The following is a 16,961-nucleotide window of genomic DNA, read 5'->3' on the forward strand; positions in this document are numbered from 1 at the left end:
AGCGTTCAGAAGCTCTTGCGTCCCCGGTTCTGCTTTGCTAACTAGCCGCACGATCCGAATGGGTGTACTGTTCGGGTTCCGGTGCCGCCTTAGCTCAGTTGGTTAGAGCGCCTGATTGTGGATCAGGAGGTCCCCCGTTCGAGCCGGGGAGGTGGTACCATTCTTCTCCCCCATGACATCGCCAAAAACCGTTGCCGCACCGTGCAGAGGCAGCGAAAGAGCCGCTTGGCCGGGCCCTTGCGGGCCAGAACGGTCCAGTGTCGCCACCGGGGGCGGGCCGCGACACGGTAAGGGCCGGTGCACCGCGAGTCATGGAAAGGACGCGGAATCGCGCGGTTCGGGGGCTGCCGGGCATCGTGCCGGTTCGGGCCGCATCGCGATCCGGCAAGCCATGATCAAATTGCAGCCGAATCCGGCGCTCAGGCGGCCAATTCCCGAATTACGGAAATCCCGACCTTGTTACGGCGTGGGCGCCACGGTTACAATTTCCCGTGAAAGTAGATTTATTGAACAGCGATTCAGTCAAAAAGTGAGTCCGGGGAAGACCTCATGACCGTGACACAGGCGATGGACCGTGCCGCCCGTAAAACCCTCTGTGCCCGCACCCGAGCGCCCTGTCGTGGTGGGGCGAAGGGCTGCGAGGCCGGGGGCATGCGTTCGGATGTCCGCGCCATCCTGCGCCCGACCGCCGGGGCCGGGGCGTGGTTCGACCGCGTGTCGGCGCCGGATCTCATGGCCTTCCGCAAGCGCCGGGCCGTGGTCCGGGGCGCCTGAAACGGGGGGCTGCGCCATGGCCGGGGCGATCATCGTCGGCGGCGGCATCGGCGGGCTGACCGCGGCCCTCGCGCTGCGGCGCACTGGGGATGAGGATTTGCCTGCTTGAGTGCAACGACAGGCCGGGGACGGGCGGAACCGGGCTGACGCTTTGGCCCAATGCGCTGCGGCAACTGGAGCGGCTGGGTCTGCAAGAGGAGATCGTCGCCCATGCACGGCCCTTGCTGAAGGGCGAGGTCTTCGACCAGTCTGGCAAGCCGCTGGCCGAGGTCGACCTGTCGTCGATCGAGGCGCGGACCGGACACCCCCTGATCTGCCTGCGCGAGGCGGATCTTTGCAGGGTGCTTCTGGATGCCCTTGGGGAAGTTGAGGTTTGCGCCGGAATCACTTGTTTTTCCTATGAAAACCATCCGGACCGCGTGGTCGCGCAGACCAGCCGGGGGGTGGTTGAGGGTGACATGCTGGTGGCCGCCGACGGCATGCGGTCGCGCCTGCGCGGACAGATGCTGGAGACCGATCCGCTGCAATACCTCGGATGGATGACATGGCGCGGGGTGGCGCGCCTGCCCGGGGGCAGCTTTCCCGAAGGGCTTTACCGCGAGTTCTTCGGGCGTGGCAGCCGCTTTGGGATCTTCGCGATCGGGAGCGACCTCGTGTACTGGTCGGGCAGCCGCAATGGCCCGGCGGAGGCGGGCGGTCCGGTCGGTCCGGCCCATCGTGCCGAGGCCCTGTGTGCCTTCGCCGGGTGGCCCGATCCGGTGCGGAGCGTCATTGAGACCACCCGGGCCGAGGATCTTGTGCGCAGCGGGGTCTACGACACGCAACCGCTGGCGCGGTGGAGCGACGGGCGCTCGGTGCTGCTGGGAGACGCGGCGCATCCCATGACGCCGGATCTTGGGCAGGGTGCCTGTCAGGCCATCGAGGACGCCCTGTGCCTTGCGGAATGCGTCGTCGCGGCGGCAACGGTGCCGCAGGCCCTGCGCGCCTACGAGCGGCAGGGACAGGAGCGGACGGCCTCGCTGGTGGCGCGCTCGCGGCGCATGGGGCGGATGCGGCAGTGGCAGCACCCGGTCATGGCGCGGTTCCGAAACGGGCTAATGCGGTCGATCCCGCCGAGCGTTCTGTTGAAACTCTTCAACACCCGGTAGGGCCGCCGTTGCGCCGGGTCCTGAGCGTCCGGGATCTGCTTCGGTCCGTGCGGGTGGTCTGGGTCGCGGCTGTGGATGGGCTTCGTGTTTTGCATGAGAAATTGTCGTTAGGTGATTGAAATAAGTTGAGTAATTGTTTTATGGTGATTGGAGAGCGGGGCGTGCTGACGCTGGTGTTGCAGGGGGCTCTGCCCCCGCTGCGCTCCCCCGAGGGTATTTGAGGGACCAGAGAAGACGCGGGCGCGATTATTGCGAGAGCGTCTCGATGCAGAGCACCGTGGGCAGGTGCCGGGCGATCTCGGCCCAGCTGTCGCCCTCGTCCGTGGAGGCAAAGACCGAGCCGCTGTTGGTGCCGAAGTAGAGACCGGGCGTCGCGGCGGTATCGGTGGCCATGGCCTGACGCAGCACGGTGAAATAGCAGTTGTCCTGCGGCAGGCCCCTGCGGCAGGCCTGCCAGGTGTCGCCCGCATCGCGCGAGCGCCAGACGGCGGCGGCGGCGTCGGGCGGGAAGCGGCCCTGCATGTCGCCGTTCAGCGGCAGGGTCCAGAGGGTCTCTGGCCTCCCCGGATGGACCGCCACCGGGAAGCCGAAGGTCGAGGGCAGGCCCGCGGTGATCTCGTCCCAGCTGCGCCCGCCGTCGCGCGAGCGGAAGACGCCGCAGTGGTTCTGCTGGTAAAGCAGGTCGCCGCCGCGCGCGATATTGTGCACGCAATGGCCGGTTTCGCCGCCCGAGGGGCCGGCGGGGTGGCTGTGCTGGGCGCAGGCCTCTGCGTTGGACAGGCGATTGCGGCGCTGCCAGCTTGCGCCGCCGTCCTCGGTGGCAAAGATGCCCGCCGCCGAGATGCCCAGCCACATCCGGTCGGGTGCGTCGGGCGCAGTGACGATGCTGTGCAGGGTCAGCCCCGCGCCGCCGGGCTGCCAGGTGTCCGCCGAGGGGTGGTCGGTGAGGCTGTCGACCGCCGCCCATGTCTCGCCTTCGTCGGTGGAGGTGAAGAGCGACGCGGGCTTGGCACCGGCGTAGAGGCGATGGCCCGCGCGGGCGAGCGACCAGAGGTTCTCGATCCGGCCCGAGAAGGGCGCGGGATCGGCGGGGGTCACGCCGAAGGCCTTCGCCGCCTCGGGGTCATTGCGCGCCCAGTCGTCCATCTGCCCGTCCGCGAGCTTGGTCAGGGTCCATGTGGCGCCCCGGTCGGTGGAGCGCCAGACGCCCGCGCCGAAGAAGTCGCCGCCGCCGCAGGCCCAGAGGCTGCCGCTGACGGGATCGCCGATGGCGTGGTTGATGCCCCAGCCGCCGCAATGCGGACCGGAGACGGACCAGGTGACGCGGTCGTCGGAGGTGAGGAGGAAGAGGCCCTTGGTGGTGCCCGCCAGAACGGTCGTGTGCTGCGACATGGCATGGTTCCCTGTTTCAGGGCGAGCCTAGCACGGGTTTGCCTGTCGGCGGTGGGGATTGTTCGGGAATGCGCGGGGAATGGCGCGGCACGGGGTCGGGCGCGTGGGCCGGCGCCCTTCGCCGTCCCCGGGGTCGCTTTGGGGGCGACGTGGCGCGGGGGGCGGCGGCGGAAGAGGTATTTGGGCCAAGAAGAAGCAGGGGCCCTGTGCAGTGTCTGTGGCGGTGGGGTTTGGTGGGGTCCCTTTGGCCGAGGGCCCGGGGTGAAGGTGGGGTCGGGGGCTCAGCGCATCCAGAAGCCTTCGCGCTTGATGCGGTTGCGGATCGCCTGTTCGCGGCGCGGCAGGTCGTCCCGGTCGAAGAGCGCGCGAACCTTGGCACCCCGGCCCTGGTAGATCATGCGCTTGGCGGGTTCGTATTGCTTCAGCACCTTCTTCAGGCGGTTGGGGGCGGCGATCTCTTCGAGCAGGGCCACCACGGTGTCGGTCTCGCGGGCGTAGAGCAGCGGCAGGGTGCGATAGTGGCAGGTGACCCGGTAGTCCAGCAGGCCCTCGGGCAGGCTGTCGCGCCCGCCGCCGAAGCTGTGGATCACCAGCGGCAGGGCGACCTGGTCGAGCCAGGGGTCGAGGCTCTGGCAGACCAACGCCTCGGGCGTGTCGTCGCGGATCGACAGGGCGTAGTCGAGGAAGCGCTGGCCGAAGGCGCGGGGGCAGCGATAGAAGAAGAAGCCCGCGTTGAAGTAGAGGTAGCGGCGCCAGTATTCGTCGGGCTGCGTCAGGTCGAGCGAGCTGTCGAAGTCCAGACCGAAGCGGTCGTAGAGGGCCTTCCAGGTCTCGGTATAGCCCGGCCCGTAAAGCTCTGGCTGCGGCCAGGTGCCTTCGCGCCGCAGTGAGGCGGTGGGCCGGTCGAAGTCGAAGGGCACGTCGGAGAGGTCGCCGGTCACCAGCGTGTCGGTGTCGAAGAAGACGAAGGCTTCGCCCTCGGGCAGGGCCAAGAGCGCCTCTATCTTGTTGCCGTAGGGGTAGGACTGGCCGAAGTGGCGGCTTTCGAAGGGCAGCAGCGTGGCGCCCATCTCTTGCAGCAGCGCGCGCAGGTCGGCGTCGCGGATGCGCGGGTCATTGTCCCAGATATCACCGGGCTGCGGCTCGGCGACAAACAGGCGAAAACGCGGGCCGGTGGTGCGGGCGCGCAGCGAGGCGGCGAAGAGCAGCGCCTCGTAGGCCAGCCGCCCGTTCTGCCCGACGATCATCAGATTTACGGTTTGAGGGGCGGGGTTGTCGCGTGCCATCATGGTGCTGCTCGGGGCTTTTGCCGGGCACTATAGGCGGGACGGCGCAGGGCTGAAAGCCTTGCCGCGCGCGGGCCTGCGGGGATTTTTATGAAGGAGAGCGGCATGCTCGATTTTCTCTTGGTGGTGATTGCCTTGGCGACTGGCGGCGCACGGCTGGAGGCAATGGACGGTGGCGCGCCGATCCCGACAGAGGTGGCGAAGCCGCGTGTCGCCGGGGTCGAGGAGAAGGCGCCGGTGACAGGCGGGGAAGAGGCGCCGCCGGGCTACGAGCCGCCGGTGGCCGAGGCGGACGCGCCCTTGCCCTACGAGGCGGAACAGCAGGTCGCCACGGGGCGCTTCACCACCGCCGTCGAGGTCAAGCCGATCATGGCGGCCACGCGGGCCAACTGGATCGCGGTGCGGGAGTTCAACGGGCAGGATCTGGTCTATGTCACGCATATCTGGTCGTGGCGCTGCGGGCTGGTGGCGCTGCACTACGGCGTGAACGGCGCCGCGCCCGAGCCCTGGCCGCTGCCGGACTGCCACGAAGAGACCAACGTGCCCAATGCCATGCTGCCGGACGACGGGTTGCCCTATCGCGGCTACCCGCTGGGGTCCATCGAGACGGTGACGGTCGAGCTGATCTTTGATGACCTGACGGTGGAGCGGGCGACCTTCAACCGCCAGGGTGCGATGATTCCCTGACCCGCGAGCCCCGTCTCGCGGGTCAGCGTGGCAAGGCTGCCTTCTGCGCAGCAGAAGGTCAGCAGCCACTCGGCAGCCAGTGAAGCGCGGGCGGTCGCGCCACCGACCTGCGGGGTGGTTGCCCGTCTCGCGGGTCAGCGAGGTAAGGCTGCGGCAGCAGCCACTCCTCAGCCAGTGAAGCGCACCGTCGCCTGGTGACACAGCGGATCCCTTGCCATCACCCGGTGCCCCTTGCCGGGTGGGTGCGGTGCAAGCCCCGCCGCACCGCGACGGGGCAACCGATCCGCATGGGCCGCGCGGGTGCGCCTATGCCGCGCGTCCCCCTACAGCGTGATCGCCTGCATCACCTGCGGTTCGATCACGTCGACGCCGGGCAGGCCGCGCGTCAGGGCCTCTGCCGATTGCTCCAGCGCCGGGAAGGTGCGGTAGTGGCAGGGGATCACGGTCTTGAAGTCGAAGTACCGCTTCGCAGCCCAGTGCTGCCGCCTTCATGTCCATGGTGTAGTAGCCGCCCGCCGACAGGATGCCGATGTCGGGTTTGTGGTAGGCGCCGATCCAGTCCATGTCGGCCATGATCGTCGTGTCGCCTGAGAAGTAGATCGTGTGGCCCTCGCCGGAGATGATGAACCCGGTCTCCATCCCCATGTAGCGCGCCGTGCCGTCGACCGGCATCGAGGAGGAATGCGAGGCGGGCACCATGGTGACCGCGACCTCTCCGAACCGGACCGTGCCGCCCTTGTTGAAGGCGTGGCCCTCGACTGCGCCCTGCGCCGTGAGGGCACCGGCCAGTTCGACGATGGCGTTCACCGGCACACCGGTCCGCTTCGACAGATCGGCGACGCCGCCGGTGTGATCGCCGTGCCCGTGGGTCACGAGGATCTGCGTGGCGCCCTTCAGGGCGGCCTCGGTATCCTGCCCTTCCATCATCGGGTTGCCGTCGATCCATGGGTCGATGAGCAGGACCTCTCCGCCGATTTCGATGCGAAAGCTGCCGTGGCCAAGCCAGAGGATGTTCATTGTGGGACTCCCGTGTTGTCTGGCCGAAGGGTAGCGGCGGGGCGCGGATTGGCCAGTGCCGTCAGGCAATCGCGTCGGGTGAAGGCCCGGGGCGCCGGTTCCGCGATGCCCGCAGCCGCCGCGGCGGCGCATTCGGGAGAGGAGGGGGCGCGCCCCCGCATCCCCGGTCCCGCCGGGACGGCCCGCCCGCGTCCCGGTGACCGTCGCACAACCGGCGCGTCCGGGCAGTTGCGAGAACACCGGACGAGCGGGACACCACCGGACCGCCGCGCCGTTCGTCAACGGCGGGGTGCCGTGCCGGGAAGCCTGCGTCTTGTCTGGTCCGACAGGCGGGCCTACCTCACGGGCAATCGAGCCGATCGCCTGCGACGAGGGACGGATGGACTGGACACGCCCCGTCGACGGGTATTGCGAAAGGCTGGACGCCGCCTTCTGGGCGGAGCCGGTGAATGCCGCGACCAACGCCGCCTTCCTGTTGGTGGCGCTGTTCATGTGGGGCCGGACCTTCGGTCTGGGCCGGGTGCTGGCGGCGGTGCTCTTCATCATCGGTGTGGGGTCGTTCCTCTTCCACACCCTTGCGCAGCCTTGGGCGGGGCTGGCGGACACGCTGCCGATCCTGGTCTTCGTGCTGCTGTATATCTTCGCCGCGAACCGGGACTTCTGGCGGCTGGGGACCCGGCCCGCCGCCGGTCTGACGCTGCTCTTCTTCCCCTTCGCCGCCGCCACCGCGCCCTTGTTCCGCATGATCCCCGGCATCGGCGGCTCTGCCCTTTACATGCCGGTGCCGCTGCTCATCCTGATCTACGCCGCGCTGCTGGCCGGGCGCGCCCCGCAGACCGCGCGGGGCCTTGCCCTCGGGGCCGGTATCCTGCTGGTCTCGCTGACCGCGCGCATCCTTGACGAACCGCTCTGCGCGCTCTGGCCGCTGGGCACGCATTTCCTGTGGCACCTGCTCAATGCGGCGATGCTGGGCTGGATGATCCACGTCTGGACCCGCCACAGGCTTGCGACCCGCGACGCGGGGCGGTAAAGCCGCAACCGACATTCAGCGAAAGAGGCCCCCATGTCGATCGACATCGAGACCGCCGCGCGCGTGGCGAAACTCGCCCGCATCAAGGTGGAAGAGGACCAGCTGCCCGAGCTGGCGATTGCCTTCAACGACATCCTCGGCTTCATCGAGCAGTTGAACGAAGTCGACGTCGAGGGCGTCGAGCCCATGGTTTCGGTCACCCCGATGCGGCTGAAGCGGCGGCAGGACGGCGTCACCGACGGCAACCAGCAGGCCAAGGTGCTGTCCAACGCGCCCGACGCGCGCGAGGGCTTTTTCGCGGTTCCGAAGGTGGTCGAGTGATGAGCGAACTGACGAAACTGAAAATCGCCGAGGCGCGCGACGCGCTGCGCAAGGGTGACGTGACAAGCGCCGAGCTGACAGAGGCCTGCCTTGGCGCCATCGAGGGCGCCGATGCGCTGAACGCCTTCGTGCACAAGACGCCCGAGATCGCGCGCGAGATGGCCGCACAGGCCGACGCGCGGCTGAAGGCGGGCGAGGCGCCCGACCTCTGCGGCATCCCGCTGGGCATCAAGGACCTGTTCTGCACCAAGGGCGTGGCCTCTCAGGCGGCCTCGGGGATCCTCGAAGGCTTCAGGCCCGAGTACGAGTCCACCGTCACCAGCCAGCTTTTCGACGCGGGCGCGGTCATGCTGGGCAAGCTGAACATGGACGAGTTCGCCATGGGCAGCAGCAACGAGACGAGCGTCTACGGCAATGCCGTGAACCCGTGGAAGACGGACGACCGGCAGCTGACGCCGGGCGGATCGTCGGGCGGCTCTGCCGCTGCCGTGGCCGCCGACCTCTGCCTTGGCGCGACGGGCACCGACACCGGCGGCTCGATCCGCCAGCCCGCCGCCTTCACCGGCATCACCGGCATCAAGCCGACCTACGGGCGCTGCTCGCGCTGGGGCATCGTGGCCTTTGCCTCGTCGCTGGATCAGGCCGGGCCGATGACCAAGGACGTGCGCGACGCGGCGATCATGCTGCGCGCCATGTGCGGGCACGACCCCAAGGACAGCACCTCTGTCGACCTCGCGGTGCCGGATTTCGAGGCCGCGCTGACCGGCGACATCAAGGGCAAGACCATCGGGATTCCCAAGGAATACCACATGGACGGCATGCCCGCCGAGATCGAGGCGCTCTGGGCCGAGGGCCGCGCCATGCTGCAGGATGCGGGCGCCAAGATCGTCGATATCTCGCTGCCGCACACGAAATACGCGCTGCCCGCCTATTACGTGATCGCCCCGGCAGAGGCCTCGTCGAACCTCGCCCGCTACGACGGGGTGCGCTACGGCCACCGCGCCAAGCTGGGGCAGGGGGACGGCATCACCGAGATGTATGAAAAGACCCGCGCCGAGGGCTTCGGCGAAGAGGTCCAGCGCCGCGTGATGGTGGGCACCTACGTGCTGTCAGCGGGCTTCTACGACGCCTATTACAACCGCGCGCGCAAGGTGCGGACGCTGATCAAGAAGGACTTCGAGGATGTCTTTGCCCGTGGCGTCGACGCGATCCTGACGCCTGCCACGCCCTCCGCCGCCTTCGGCCTGGGCGAGATGCAGGATGCCGATCCGGTCAAGATGTACCTCAACGACGTCTTCACCGTGACGGTCAACCTTGCCGGTCTGCCGGGCATTGCCGTGCCCACCGGTCTGGACAAGCAGGGGCTGCCGCTGGGGCTGCAACTGATCGAGCCGATCCGTGGGAGGAAGGCGACCTGCTGAATACCGCCTATGCCCTCGAACGCGCGGCTGGATTTGTTTCCAAACCGGCGAAATGGTGGTAAGGCGCCCGTTAACATTCTGGCAGGAACCCTCATGCGTTACTTGATCTGCGGCGTGGCCAGCCTGGCCCTCATGGCGTGCGACCCCTCGATGCCCGACAGCGGTGCGGGGGTCGCGGAGCGCGGGCAGGGCGTCGGCTTTTCGGATTACGACAGCTACCAGTCCTACCATAAGGAGCGTGAGGCGCGGCTGAACGGCACCGCGTCCGCCACCACCATCGCCGCGCCCCCCGCGGTCAGCGGCGGTGCCCTGAGCGAGGCCGACTCGGTGGCCGACTCCAACGCGCGTATCGCGGCGGCGGCGGCCAATTCCGGTGTGGCGCCGCTGAATGCCTCGCCGTCCAACGCGGCGCCGGCGATCGTGGAAAATGCGCGCGGCATCTCGGGCGAGAACGACTTCGACGCGGTCGCCGCACAGCGCGATATCGACGACGACGCCCGCCTGATCGCGGAGAATCGCGCGCAGTACCAGGTGGTCGCCCCCGAGGCGCTGCCGACCCGCGAGGGTTCGAACCGTCCGAACATCGTGGCCTTCGCCCTGCAGACGACCAACCCGGTCGGCACCGCGCTGTACAAGCGCGGCGGCTTCAATGCCGAGGCCAAGTACCAACGCGCCTGCGCCTCTTACGCCTCGTCCGATCTTGCCCAGGAAGACTTCCTCGCCAGCGGCGGCCCGGAAAAGGACCGGAAGGGCATGGACCCGGACGGTGACGGTTTTGCCTGCAGCTGGAACCCGGCCCCCTTCCGCGCGGTGCGCGGCGGCTGAACCGCGTGCCGGGCACCGGGGTTCCCCGGCATCCCTCGCCGAACCACGGCGAGCGCCGCGGGGTCACCGCCCCCGACATGGTCGTGCTGCACTACACCGCCATGCAGTCGGCAGAGGCGGCGCGGGCGCGGCTCTGCGCGCCCGAGGTCGAGGTCTCGGCGCATTACCTGATCGCCGAAGACGGCCGGACCTGGCAGATGGTCGAGGAAGAGCGCCGGGCCCGGCATGCCGGGGCCGGGGCCTGGGGCGCGGTCCGGGACGTGAATTCCCACAGCATCGGGATCGAACTGGCGAACCGAGGCGATCATCCCTTTCCCGAACCGCAGATGCGCGCGCTGGAAGGCCTGCTGGCTCCGATGCTGGCGCGCTGGTCGATCCCGCCGGAGCGGGTCGTCGGCCATTCCGACACCGCCATCGCGCGCAAGATCGACCCGGGCCCGCGCTTCGACTGGCACAGGCTGGCGCGGCGGGGGCTTTCGGTCTGGCCGACACCCGCCAGCCCCGGGGACTTTCTGCGCGATTGCGCGCGGTTCGGCTATGACAGCGCGCAGGCCGGGGCAGAGGAAGTGTTGTGCGCCTTCCGCCTGCGGTTCCGGCCCATGGCCAGGGGCGCGCTGGAGGACAGGGACCGGGCGCTTGCCGCCGACCTCGCCGCGCGCTGGCCCGCCCGCTGAGGCGCGGGACCAAATTTCTTCGAGGAAATTTGCCAAGAGTTTTCGAAAACTCTTGGCCGCCTGCGGGAGCCGGGCGCGCTATTCCAGCCGGTAGGGCAGGGTGTCGCGTCGGTCCGGGTCGATGGAGAGGTGTTTTTCAAGCGGCGGCACCGAGCGCTGGTGGCAATGGGTGCGTTCGCAGATCCGGCAGGAGATGCCGATGGGTTCGAAGGATGCGGCGCGAGTGAAGTCCATGTCATCGGCATAGACGAGGCCGGCGGCGTGGCGCACCTCGCATCCCAGCGCAATGGCGTAGCGCCGCACCGGCGCGCCGAAATGGCCGCCGGTCTTGGACACGTCCCGCGCCAGCAGGATGTAACGCACCCCGTCCGGCGTCTCGGCCAGTTGCCGCAGGAAGCGGCTCGGGCGTCTCGAAGGCGCGGTGGACGTTCCACAGCGGGCAGGCGCCGCCGAAGCGCGCGAATTGCAGCCGCGTGGCAGAGTGGCGCTTGGTGATGGTGCCGGCCTGATCGACGCGCACGAAGAAGAAGGGCACGCCCTTGCCGCCGGGCCGCTGCAGGGTGGAAAGCCGGTGGGCAACCTGTTCGATCGAGGCGCCGAAGCGCGCCGCCAGAAGCTCCAGATCGTGGCGCGTTTCCTGCGCGGCGGCGAGAAAGGCCTTGTAGGGCATCATCGCGGCCCCGGCGAAGTAGTTGGCCAATCCCAGCTTGGCGATGGCGCGCGCCTCTTCGGACTGGAAGCGCGCAAGGTCCAGCGTCGCGTCAAGCAGCTGGTTCTGCCGCAGGAGCGCGACCTGCACCAGAAGCTGGAAGGTCTGCGTTTCCTTGGTCGCCAGCGCCGAGAGCGTGATCTCCTGCTTTTCGCTGTCGTAGACCCGCAGGGGCGTCGCGCGCACCAGCCGCGTGGTGATCCCGCGTGCCGCCAGCCGCTCCAGCGCGGCGCTGCGGATGTCGCTTTCCCCCTCGCTCAGCCGGGCGAAATGCTCTGCCGCGCGATCCACCGCATCGATGTAGTTGTCGCAGTAGTGGAAGAAGTCGCGCACCTCTTCCCGGGGGCTGGGTTGCAGCTGCGTGCCCTCGCGCCCCAGCGCCTCGTCCAGCGAGGCGAGCCTTTCGTGGGTCTGTCGGTAGGCACGATGCAGGGCCAGGAAGGCCCGCGCCAGAACCGGCGCGTTCGAGGCGGTCAGCCGCAGGTCCGCCAGCTGCGGCGTGCTTTCGCCGAAGACCGGGTCGGCCAGCGCCTCGCGCATGTCGCTGACCAGCCGTTCTGCATCGCCCTGCCCCAGTTCGGTGACGTCGAAGCCGAATTCCTGCGCCAGCGCCAGCACCACCGTCGTTGAAACGGGGCGGTTGTTGTTCTCCATCTGGTTCAGGTAGGGCAGCGAGATGCCCAGCTTCGCGGCGAAGTCCTTCTGTGTCAGGCCAAGGCGGCCGCGGATGTCGCGCAGCTTGGCGCCCGCGTAAAGCTTTTGCGGCGGCATATCCGTCCCTTTGCATCTTTGCGAAGCCTTCGGGGCGACTTTGCAATGTCGCTCAGGCGGCGTCCAGCCCCCCGAGCTGCTTCTCGCGTGCCATGACATGCGCGATCGCCAGAACCGAGGCCACGCCGCAGGCGAACATCAGCCACAGCAGCGGCCATGCGCCGCTGCCCGGTTGCAGCATCGCGCCTGCCAGCGCCGAAAGCGCCGCGCCGCCGCCGATCATGATCGCCCCGCCCAGCCCCGAGGCCGAGCCCGCCAGATGCGGGCGCACCGACAGCGAGCCCGCGGTGGCATTGGGGATGGTCAGCCCGTTGCCGAGGCCCACCAGCGTCATGGAGCCGAAGAAGATCAGGGCAGAGCCGCCGCCGATGGCAAACAGCACCATGGTGACCGTCATGCCGCCCGACACGACCACCGCGCCGATCAGCACCATGCGGTTGATCCCGACGCGGGCCGAATAGCGCCCGGACAGGTAGTTTCCGAGCATGTAGCCAATGGCGGGCGCGCCGAAATAGTAGCCGATCACGGTCGAGGGCAGGCCATAGACCTCGGACCCCACGTAGGGGGCGCCGCCGAGGAAGGAAAAGAAGGCCCCGGAGGAAAAGGCGCAGGCCAGCGCATAGCCCCAGAACCGCTGCGAGCGGAAGAGTTCGGGGTATTGCGAGAATTGCTGCGACAGGGTCAGGCCGCTTTTGGCCGCGGTCTCTCCGAGGTCGCTCCGGACCAGCCAGATCATGAAAAGCCCGAGGCCCAGCATCAGCCAGAAGCTGGCCTTCCAGCCGAAGACGTCGCCGAGGTAGCCGCCGATGGCCGGGCTGACCATGGGAATCACCGCCATGCCCATGGTGACATAGCCGATCATCGAGGCGGCTTCGTTGGCGGGGACCATGTCGCGCACGACGGCGCGGCTGAGAACCATGGCGACGGTGACCACCGCCTGAAGCATGCGGAACAGCAGGAAGACGTAGACATTCGTCGCAAGCAGGCAGCCCAGCGTGGCCAGACAGAACAGCGCCAGCCCCGCAAGGATCACCGGGCGCCGCCCGATCTTGTCGGAAATCGGCCCAACGACAATCTGCAGCAGCGCGTTGGCCGCAAGATACACCGTCACCGAAAGCTGCAAGAGACTGTAATCCGCCTCGTACCAGGCCGCCATGTCCGGCAGGCTGGGGAGGAAGATGCTCATCGTCAGCGCCGACATGCCTGCCAGAAGGACAAGCGTCGAGATATGGGGCGGGGTAGAGCGGTCCAGGAACCGCACGGGGCTTGGTGAACTCATGTGTTCAGCGGTAAGAGCATTCCGCTGTTTTGTCCAACCTTAGCGGCGGAAAAACATGCCCTGCGCATCATTTTGCTGCTTTGCAATTTCCACAGCGCCAACTTCGCCGGATTTGCAAATTTGCCGGATAGTTCTTGAGGCCGCTGCATTCCCCTGTATTTTCCAGCCAAACCGAAAGGGGCGCCAGATGAAAGACATTCTCCACGAATTGCAGGACCGCCGCGAGAACGCCCGCCTTGGCGGCGGGCAAAAGCGGATCGACGCGCAGCACGCCAAGGGCAAGCTGACCGCGCGCGAGCGGATCGAGCTTCTGCTCGACGAGGACAGCTTCGAGGAATACGACACCTTCGTCGCCCACCGCTGCACCGACTTCGGCATGGAGAAGAACCGGCCCTACGGCGATGGCGTGGTGACCGGCTGGGGCACCATCAACGAGCGCATGGTCTATGTCTTCAGCCAGGATTTCACCGTGCTGGGCGGTTCGGTTTCGGCCACCCATGCGCAGAAGATCTGCAAGATCATGGATATGGCGGTGCAGAACGGCGCCCCGGTGATCGGGCTGAACGATTCGGGCGGCGCCCGCATCCAGGAAGGCGTGGACGCGCTGGCGGGTTATGCCGAGATCTTTCAGCGCAATATCATGGCCTCGGGCGTGGTGCCGCAGATCTCCGTGATCATGGGCCCCTGCGCGGGCGGGGCGGTCTACAGCCCGGCGATGACCGACTTCATCTTCATGGTGAAGGATTCGTCCTACATGTTCGTCACCGGCCCCGACGTGGTGAAGACCGTGACCAACGAGGTCGTCACCGCCGAGGAACTGGGCGGCGCCTCGACCCATACAAAGAAGTCTTCCGTTGCCGATGGCGCCTTCGAGAACGACGTCGAGGCCACTGGCCGAGGTGCGCAGGCTGGTGGATTTCCTGCCGCTCAACAACCGCGAGAAGCCCCCGGTGCGGCCCTTCTTCGACGACGTGGACCGGATCGAGACCAGCCTCGATACGCTGATCCCCGACAACCCCAACATGCCCTACGACATGAAGGAGTTGATCACCAAGGTCGCGGACGAGGGCGATTTCTACGAGATCCGAGGAAGAATTCGCCAAGAACATGGTGACCGGCTTCATCCGGCTGGAAGGCCAGACCGTTGGTATCGTGGCGAACCAGCCGATGGTTCTGGCGGGCTGTCTGGACATCGACTCGTCGCGCAAGGCCGCGCGCTTCGTGCGGTTTTGCGACTGTTTCGAGATCCCGATCCTGACCTTCGTGGATGTGCCCGGCTTCCTGCCCGGGACGTCGCAGGAATACGGCGGCGTCATCAAGCACGGGGCGAAGCTGCTGTTCGCCTACGGCGAGGCGACGGTGCCCAAGGTGACGGTGATCACCCGCAAGGCCTATGGCGGTGCCTATGACGTGATGGCGTCCAAGCACCTGCGCGGCGACGTCAACTATGCCTGGCCCACGGCGGAAATCGCGGTGATGGGCGCCAAGGGCGCGACCGAGATCATCCATCGCGCCGATCTGGGTGACGCCGAGAAGATTGCCGCCCATACGGCGGAATACGAGGATCGCTTCGCCAATCCCTTCGTCGCCGCCGAGCGTGGCTTCATCGACGAGGTGATCCAGCCCAAGTCCACCCGTCGCCGTGTCTCCAAGGCCTTCGCCATGCTGCGCAACAAGCAGCTGACAGATCCGCTGGAAGAAGCACGACAACATTCCGCTCTGAGGATCGACCATGGTGGCTGAGGCCGACAGCATCGCGGGGCAGGGTGCGCCGACCGCCCGCCCGGGCCGCCGCAACGGCTGGTACAGATCCGCCGCGGCGGGGCGCTATGTCCTTGCCCGGCACTGGCCGCCGCGCTTCGATATCTGCGCGGAAACACGTCTGCCGATTGCGAGATCGCAGGCGGATCGCCTTGCAGGTGCGTCAAGATCTGTGGAGAGAATTAAAGCACTTGCGTGGTTTTTCACCCGTGATAGAAGTCTCGCAGTGCGACCAAGGTCTTAGTCTGGTCGCAGGTGGGCGGTTGAACGCGGTACGCACCATCGACCCTTGGGTCCAGGATTTCAGCGCTTTTGGACAATCCCGCCAATCGGGAACGATGGCTGTCCTGGGCGCGGGAGCGCACGTCATGAACCGGCGTGCCTCAATTCCGCTGTCCTCGATGACGGCAGCACGGAACACCACCCCGGGCGCGCCCGCGGGTTCAGCAGCCCCGACGGGAGGAGCCTTCGGGTGTCGGGGCTGCGCCAAACTTGCCCTGATTGCAGTGACGCTTTGCCTGCCCGCGCCGGATCTTTCCGCGCAGGAAGCGGCAGTACGTTTCCCTGCCCTCGGGGCTGGTCGTCAACTATCTGGATCGCATCGACGAATCACCGACCTGGCGATACCGCTACATCGCGCCCGCGCTGGATGAGGAATCCGTCGATTTCACCGCTGTCGCGCAGGACATGGAGGTGCTCTGCGCCACCCATGCCCTGCCGCAACTGCAGCATGACGGACGGTCACCCGAGCGTATCATCGTCTCGCTGATGTCCGAAAAACTGGACTTCGGCGTGATGTCGCCAGAGGTCCGTCAGTTCTTCGAGAGTTATCGCGTCGAGGATAACCTCTGCATCTGGGAGGTATTCTGATGCTTGCACAATATCTTGAGGGGCGTCTTTCATGTGGAAAACCATATGAGGCTTTCGAGTCACAGCTTCAGGACTTGCATCGGCTTGCATATCTTTTTCCAAAAGGCCAAGGTAGTTTGAGCGTCGATTGCACCCAAGCAATCGTTACCTCGAAATGGGGACAGGCAGGGCGCACGCGCTTTGCAGGTTTCGCAGAAACTGACAGGAGTAAGAGATGTCCAAGAGCATCAAGCTTCTTGCCCTTTTTGCAGTCGCAGCCGGCGTTGCCGCATGCGCACAGCAGGAAGAAGAGTACGTCGTGGTCGACCCCGAGCCGATCACGGTCGAACCCGTCTACACCGGCAAGTACAAGTAAGAACCTATCGGGACGGACGTTCGCGCCCGTCCCGATTTTCCTCCCCTCGCGGGCCCTCGAAACACAGGAGGGCAGGGGATGCTGAAGCACCGCGGCTTTCCCGGACGCCTGTCCGGCACCGATTTCCACTTTGTCATCCGTCGCGCCAATCCCAAGGGCGTCACTGCGCTGAAGCAGCTGGAGCGGTATCGCGATCGCCGTCCGGCGGACAAGCGCGCCGATGCCGCCTTCATGCAGGCGCTCTGGCAGCATTTCGGGACCGAGCCCTTCGAGCGCGGGAACCCGGATGCGGGCAGGCTGTCGTGGCTCTTTGGCCGCGAGGTCAAACCCTATGACGATCCCTTCGACCCCGCCAGCTACGACTCGCTTCTGATCATCGACGAGGCGGTGGCCCGGGTCTCCTTCCCCGAGGCCTTCGAGGAGGCAGAGGAATGGTAGGCGCAATAAGCGTGTTCTTGCCAATCCCGCGAAGCCTTGGGCAGGGTGCTGCCTATGGTTGCACAAATCGCTTTGCTGCACGGGGACGCAGGGTAAACCTTGTCCCGGGTACGGTTTGGGGCGCGTTTTCGGCCCCTTGTTCCCTTCGTGCCCACTCCCCATCGGGGCGGCTGGACGTTTCCCCGAACCAGCCGCCCCACCTC

15 protein-coding genes, 1 tRNA gene and 3 pseudogenes are annotated in these 16,961 nt (G+C 67.1%); 13 read left to right on the top strand and 6 right to left on the bottom strand.

The window, feature by feature from the left end; genetic code table 11:
• Positions 1 to 83 precede the first annotated feature (83 nt).
• From ABFB10_RS16755 to ABFB10_RS16765, 3 genes are all read left to right on the top strand, one after another.
• Positions 84 to 160 (top strand) — tRNA-His (locus ABFB10_RS16755).
• 389 nt (positions 161 to 549) lie between these two features.
• Entirely contained in the window at positions 550 to 774 is a 225-nt protein-coding gene (locus ABFB10_RS16760) for a hypothetical protein (protein WP_347167372.1), read from the top strand.
• An 89-nt stretch (positions 775 to 863) separates the two neighbouring features.
• Positions 864 to 1,922 (top strand): FAD-dependent monooxygenase, encoded by a 1,059-nt coding sequence (locus ABFB10_RS16765; RefSeq protein WP_347167373.1) that lies wholly within the window; start codon positions 864 to 866, stop codon positions 1,920 to 1,922.
• Between the two features lie 246 nt (positions 1,923 to 2,168).
• Here the strand turns inward: ABFB10_RS16765 and ABFB10_RS16770 are convergent, their stop codons facing one another.
• Positions 2,169 to 3,314 (bottom strand): beta propeller repeat protein, encoded by a 1,146-nt coding sequence (locus tag ABFB10_RS16770; RefSeq protein WP_347167374.1) that lies wholly within the window; start codon positions 3,312 to 3,314, stop codon positions 2,169 to 2,171.
• A gap of 281 nt (positions 3,315 to 3,595) precedes the next feature.
• Positions 3,596 to 4,600 carry a hypothetical protein gene (locus ABFB10_RS16775; RefSeq protein ID WP_347168047.1) on the bottom strand — a complete coding sequence of 335 codons (1,005 nt, stop codon included), beginning with the start codon at positions 4,598 to 4,600 and terminating at the stop codon, positions 3,596 to 3,598.
• A 105-nt stretch (positions 4,601 to 4,705) separates the two neighbouring features.
• On the opposite strand from ABFB10_RS16775, the gene ABFB10_RS16780 reads away from it, so the two are divergent.
• A complete protein-coding gene (locus tag ABFB10_RS16780; RefSeq protein WP_347167375.1) occupies positions 4,706 to 5,287 on the top strand; it encodes a hypothetical protein in 582 nt (193 codons plus the stop codon).
• A 323-nt stretch (positions 5,288 to 5,610) separates the two neighbouring features.
• Here the strand turns inward: ABFB10_RS16780 and ABFB10_RS16785 are convergent.
• Positions 5,611 to 6,304 (bottom strand): annotated as a pseudogene (locus ABFB10_RS16785) (metal-dependent hydrolase).
• A gap of 379 nt (positions 6,305 to 6,683) precedes the next feature.
• Between ABFB10_RS16785 and ABFB10_RS16790 the strand changes: the two are divergent.
• From ABFB10_RS16790 to ABFB10_RS16810, 5 genes and pseudogenes are all read left to right on the top strand, one after another.
• Positions 6,684 to 7,334, top strand: a complete 651-nt coding sequence (locus ABFB10_RS16790; RefSeq protein WP_347167376.1) for a ceramidase domain-containing protein — start codon at positions 6,684 to 6,686, stop codon at positions 7,332 to 7,334.
• Positions 7,335 to 7,367: 33 nt separating this feature from the next.
• Positions 7,368 to 7,655 carry an Asp-tRNA(Asn)/Glu-tRNA(Gln) amidotransferase subunit GatC gene (gatC, locus tag ABFB10_RS16795; protein ID WP_347167377.1) on the top strand — a complete coding sequence of 96 codons (288 nt, stop codon included), beginning with the start codon at positions 7,368 to 7,370 and terminating at the stop codon, positions 7,653 to 7,655.
• A pseudogene (gene gatA, locus ABFB10_RS16800) lies at positions 7,655 to 9,138 on the top strand (Asp-tRNA(Asn)/Glu-tRNA(Gln) amidotransferase subunit GatA). The gene gatC and the pseudogene gatA overlap by 1 nt, the downstream one beginning before the upstream one ends.
• A gap of 31 nt (positions 9,139 to 9,169) precedes the next feature.
• On the top strand, positions 9,170 to 9,901 hold the full coding sequence (locus ABFB10_RS16805) for a hypothetical protein (RefSeq protein WP_347167378.1): 732 nt from the start codon (positions 9,170 to 9,172) through the stop codon (positions 9,899 to 9,901).
• A 77-nt stretch (positions 9,902 to 9,978) separates the two neighbouring features.
• Positions 9,979 to 10,575 carry an N-acetylmuramoyl-L-alanine amidase gene (locus tag ABFB10_RS16810; protein ID WP_347168048.1) on the top strand — a complete coding sequence of 199 codons (597 nt, stop codon included), beginning with the start codon at positions 9,979 to 9,981 and terminating at the stop codon, positions 10,573 to 10,575.
• 78 nt (positions 10,576 to 10,653) lie between these two features.
• Here ABFB10_RS16810 and ABFB10_RS24235 read toward each other — a convergent pair whose 3' ends face one another.
• The 3 genes from ABFB10_RS24235 to ABFB10_RS16820 are packed head-to-tail and all read right to left on the bottom strand — an operon-like array spanning position 10,654 to position 13,334.
• Positions 10,654 to 10,911, bottom strand: coding sequence for a short-chain fatty acyl-CoA regulator family protein (locus ABFB10_RS24235; protein ID WP_430523027.1), 258 nt, complete (start codon positions 10,909 to 10,911; stop codon positions 10,654 to 10,656).
• Positions 10,811 to 12,055 carry a helix-turn-helix domain-containing protein gene (locus ABFB10_RS16815; protein ID WP_430523028.1) on the bottom strand — a complete coding sequence of 415 codons (1,245 nt, stop codon included), beginning with the start codon at positions 12,053 to 12,055 and terminating at the stop codon, positions 10,811 to 10,813. The genes ABFB10_RS24235 and ABFB10_RS16815 overlap by 101 nt, the downstream gene beginning before the upstream one ends.
• A gap of 52 nt (positions 12,056 to 12,107) precedes the next feature.
• Positions 12,108 to 13,334, bottom strand: a complete 1,227-nt coding sequence (locus ABFB10_RS16820) for a multidrug effflux MFS transporter (protein WP_347167379.1) — start codon at positions 13,332 to 13,334, stop codon at positions 12,108 to 12,110.
• 187 nt (positions 13,335 to 13,521) lie between these two features.
• Between ABFB10_RS16820 and ABFB10_RS16825 the strand changes: the two are divergent.
• From ABFB10_RS16825 to ABFB10_RS16840, 4 genes and pseudogenes are all read left to right on the top strand, one after another.
• Positions 13,522 to 15,057 (top strand): annotated as a pseudogene (locus ABFB10_RS16825) (acyl-CoA carboxylase subunit beta).
• Positions 15,058 to 15,659: 602 nt separating this feature from the next.
• Entirely contained in the window at positions 15,660 to 15,965 is a 306-nt protein-coding gene (locus tag ABFB10_RS16830) for a DUF6497 family protein (protein WP_347168049.1), read from the top strand.
• Between the two features lie 214 nt (positions 15,966 to 16,179).
• Positions 16,180 to 16,320: a hypothetical protein gene (locus ABFB10_RS16835; RefSeq protein ID WP_023849477.1), complete on the top strand. Its 141-nt coding sequence runs from the start codon at positions 16,180 to 16,182 to the stop codon at positions 16,318 to 16,320.
• Between the two features lie 78 nt (positions 16,321 to 16,398).
• Positions 16,399 to 16,758: a hypothetical protein gene (locus ABFB10_RS16840; protein WP_347167380.1), complete on the top strand. Its 360-nt coding sequence runs from the start codon at positions 16,399 to 16,401 to the stop codon at positions 16,756 to 16,758.
• The last annotated feature ends 203 nt before the right edge of the window (positions 16,759 to 16,961 follow it).

The sequence above is a fragment of the Ponticoccus litoralis genome, assembly GCF_039769985.1.
GTDB classification, from domain to species: domain Bacteria; phylum Pseudomonadota; class Alphaproteobacteria; order Rhodobacterales; family Rhodobacteraceae; genus Ponticoccus; species Ponticoccus litoralis.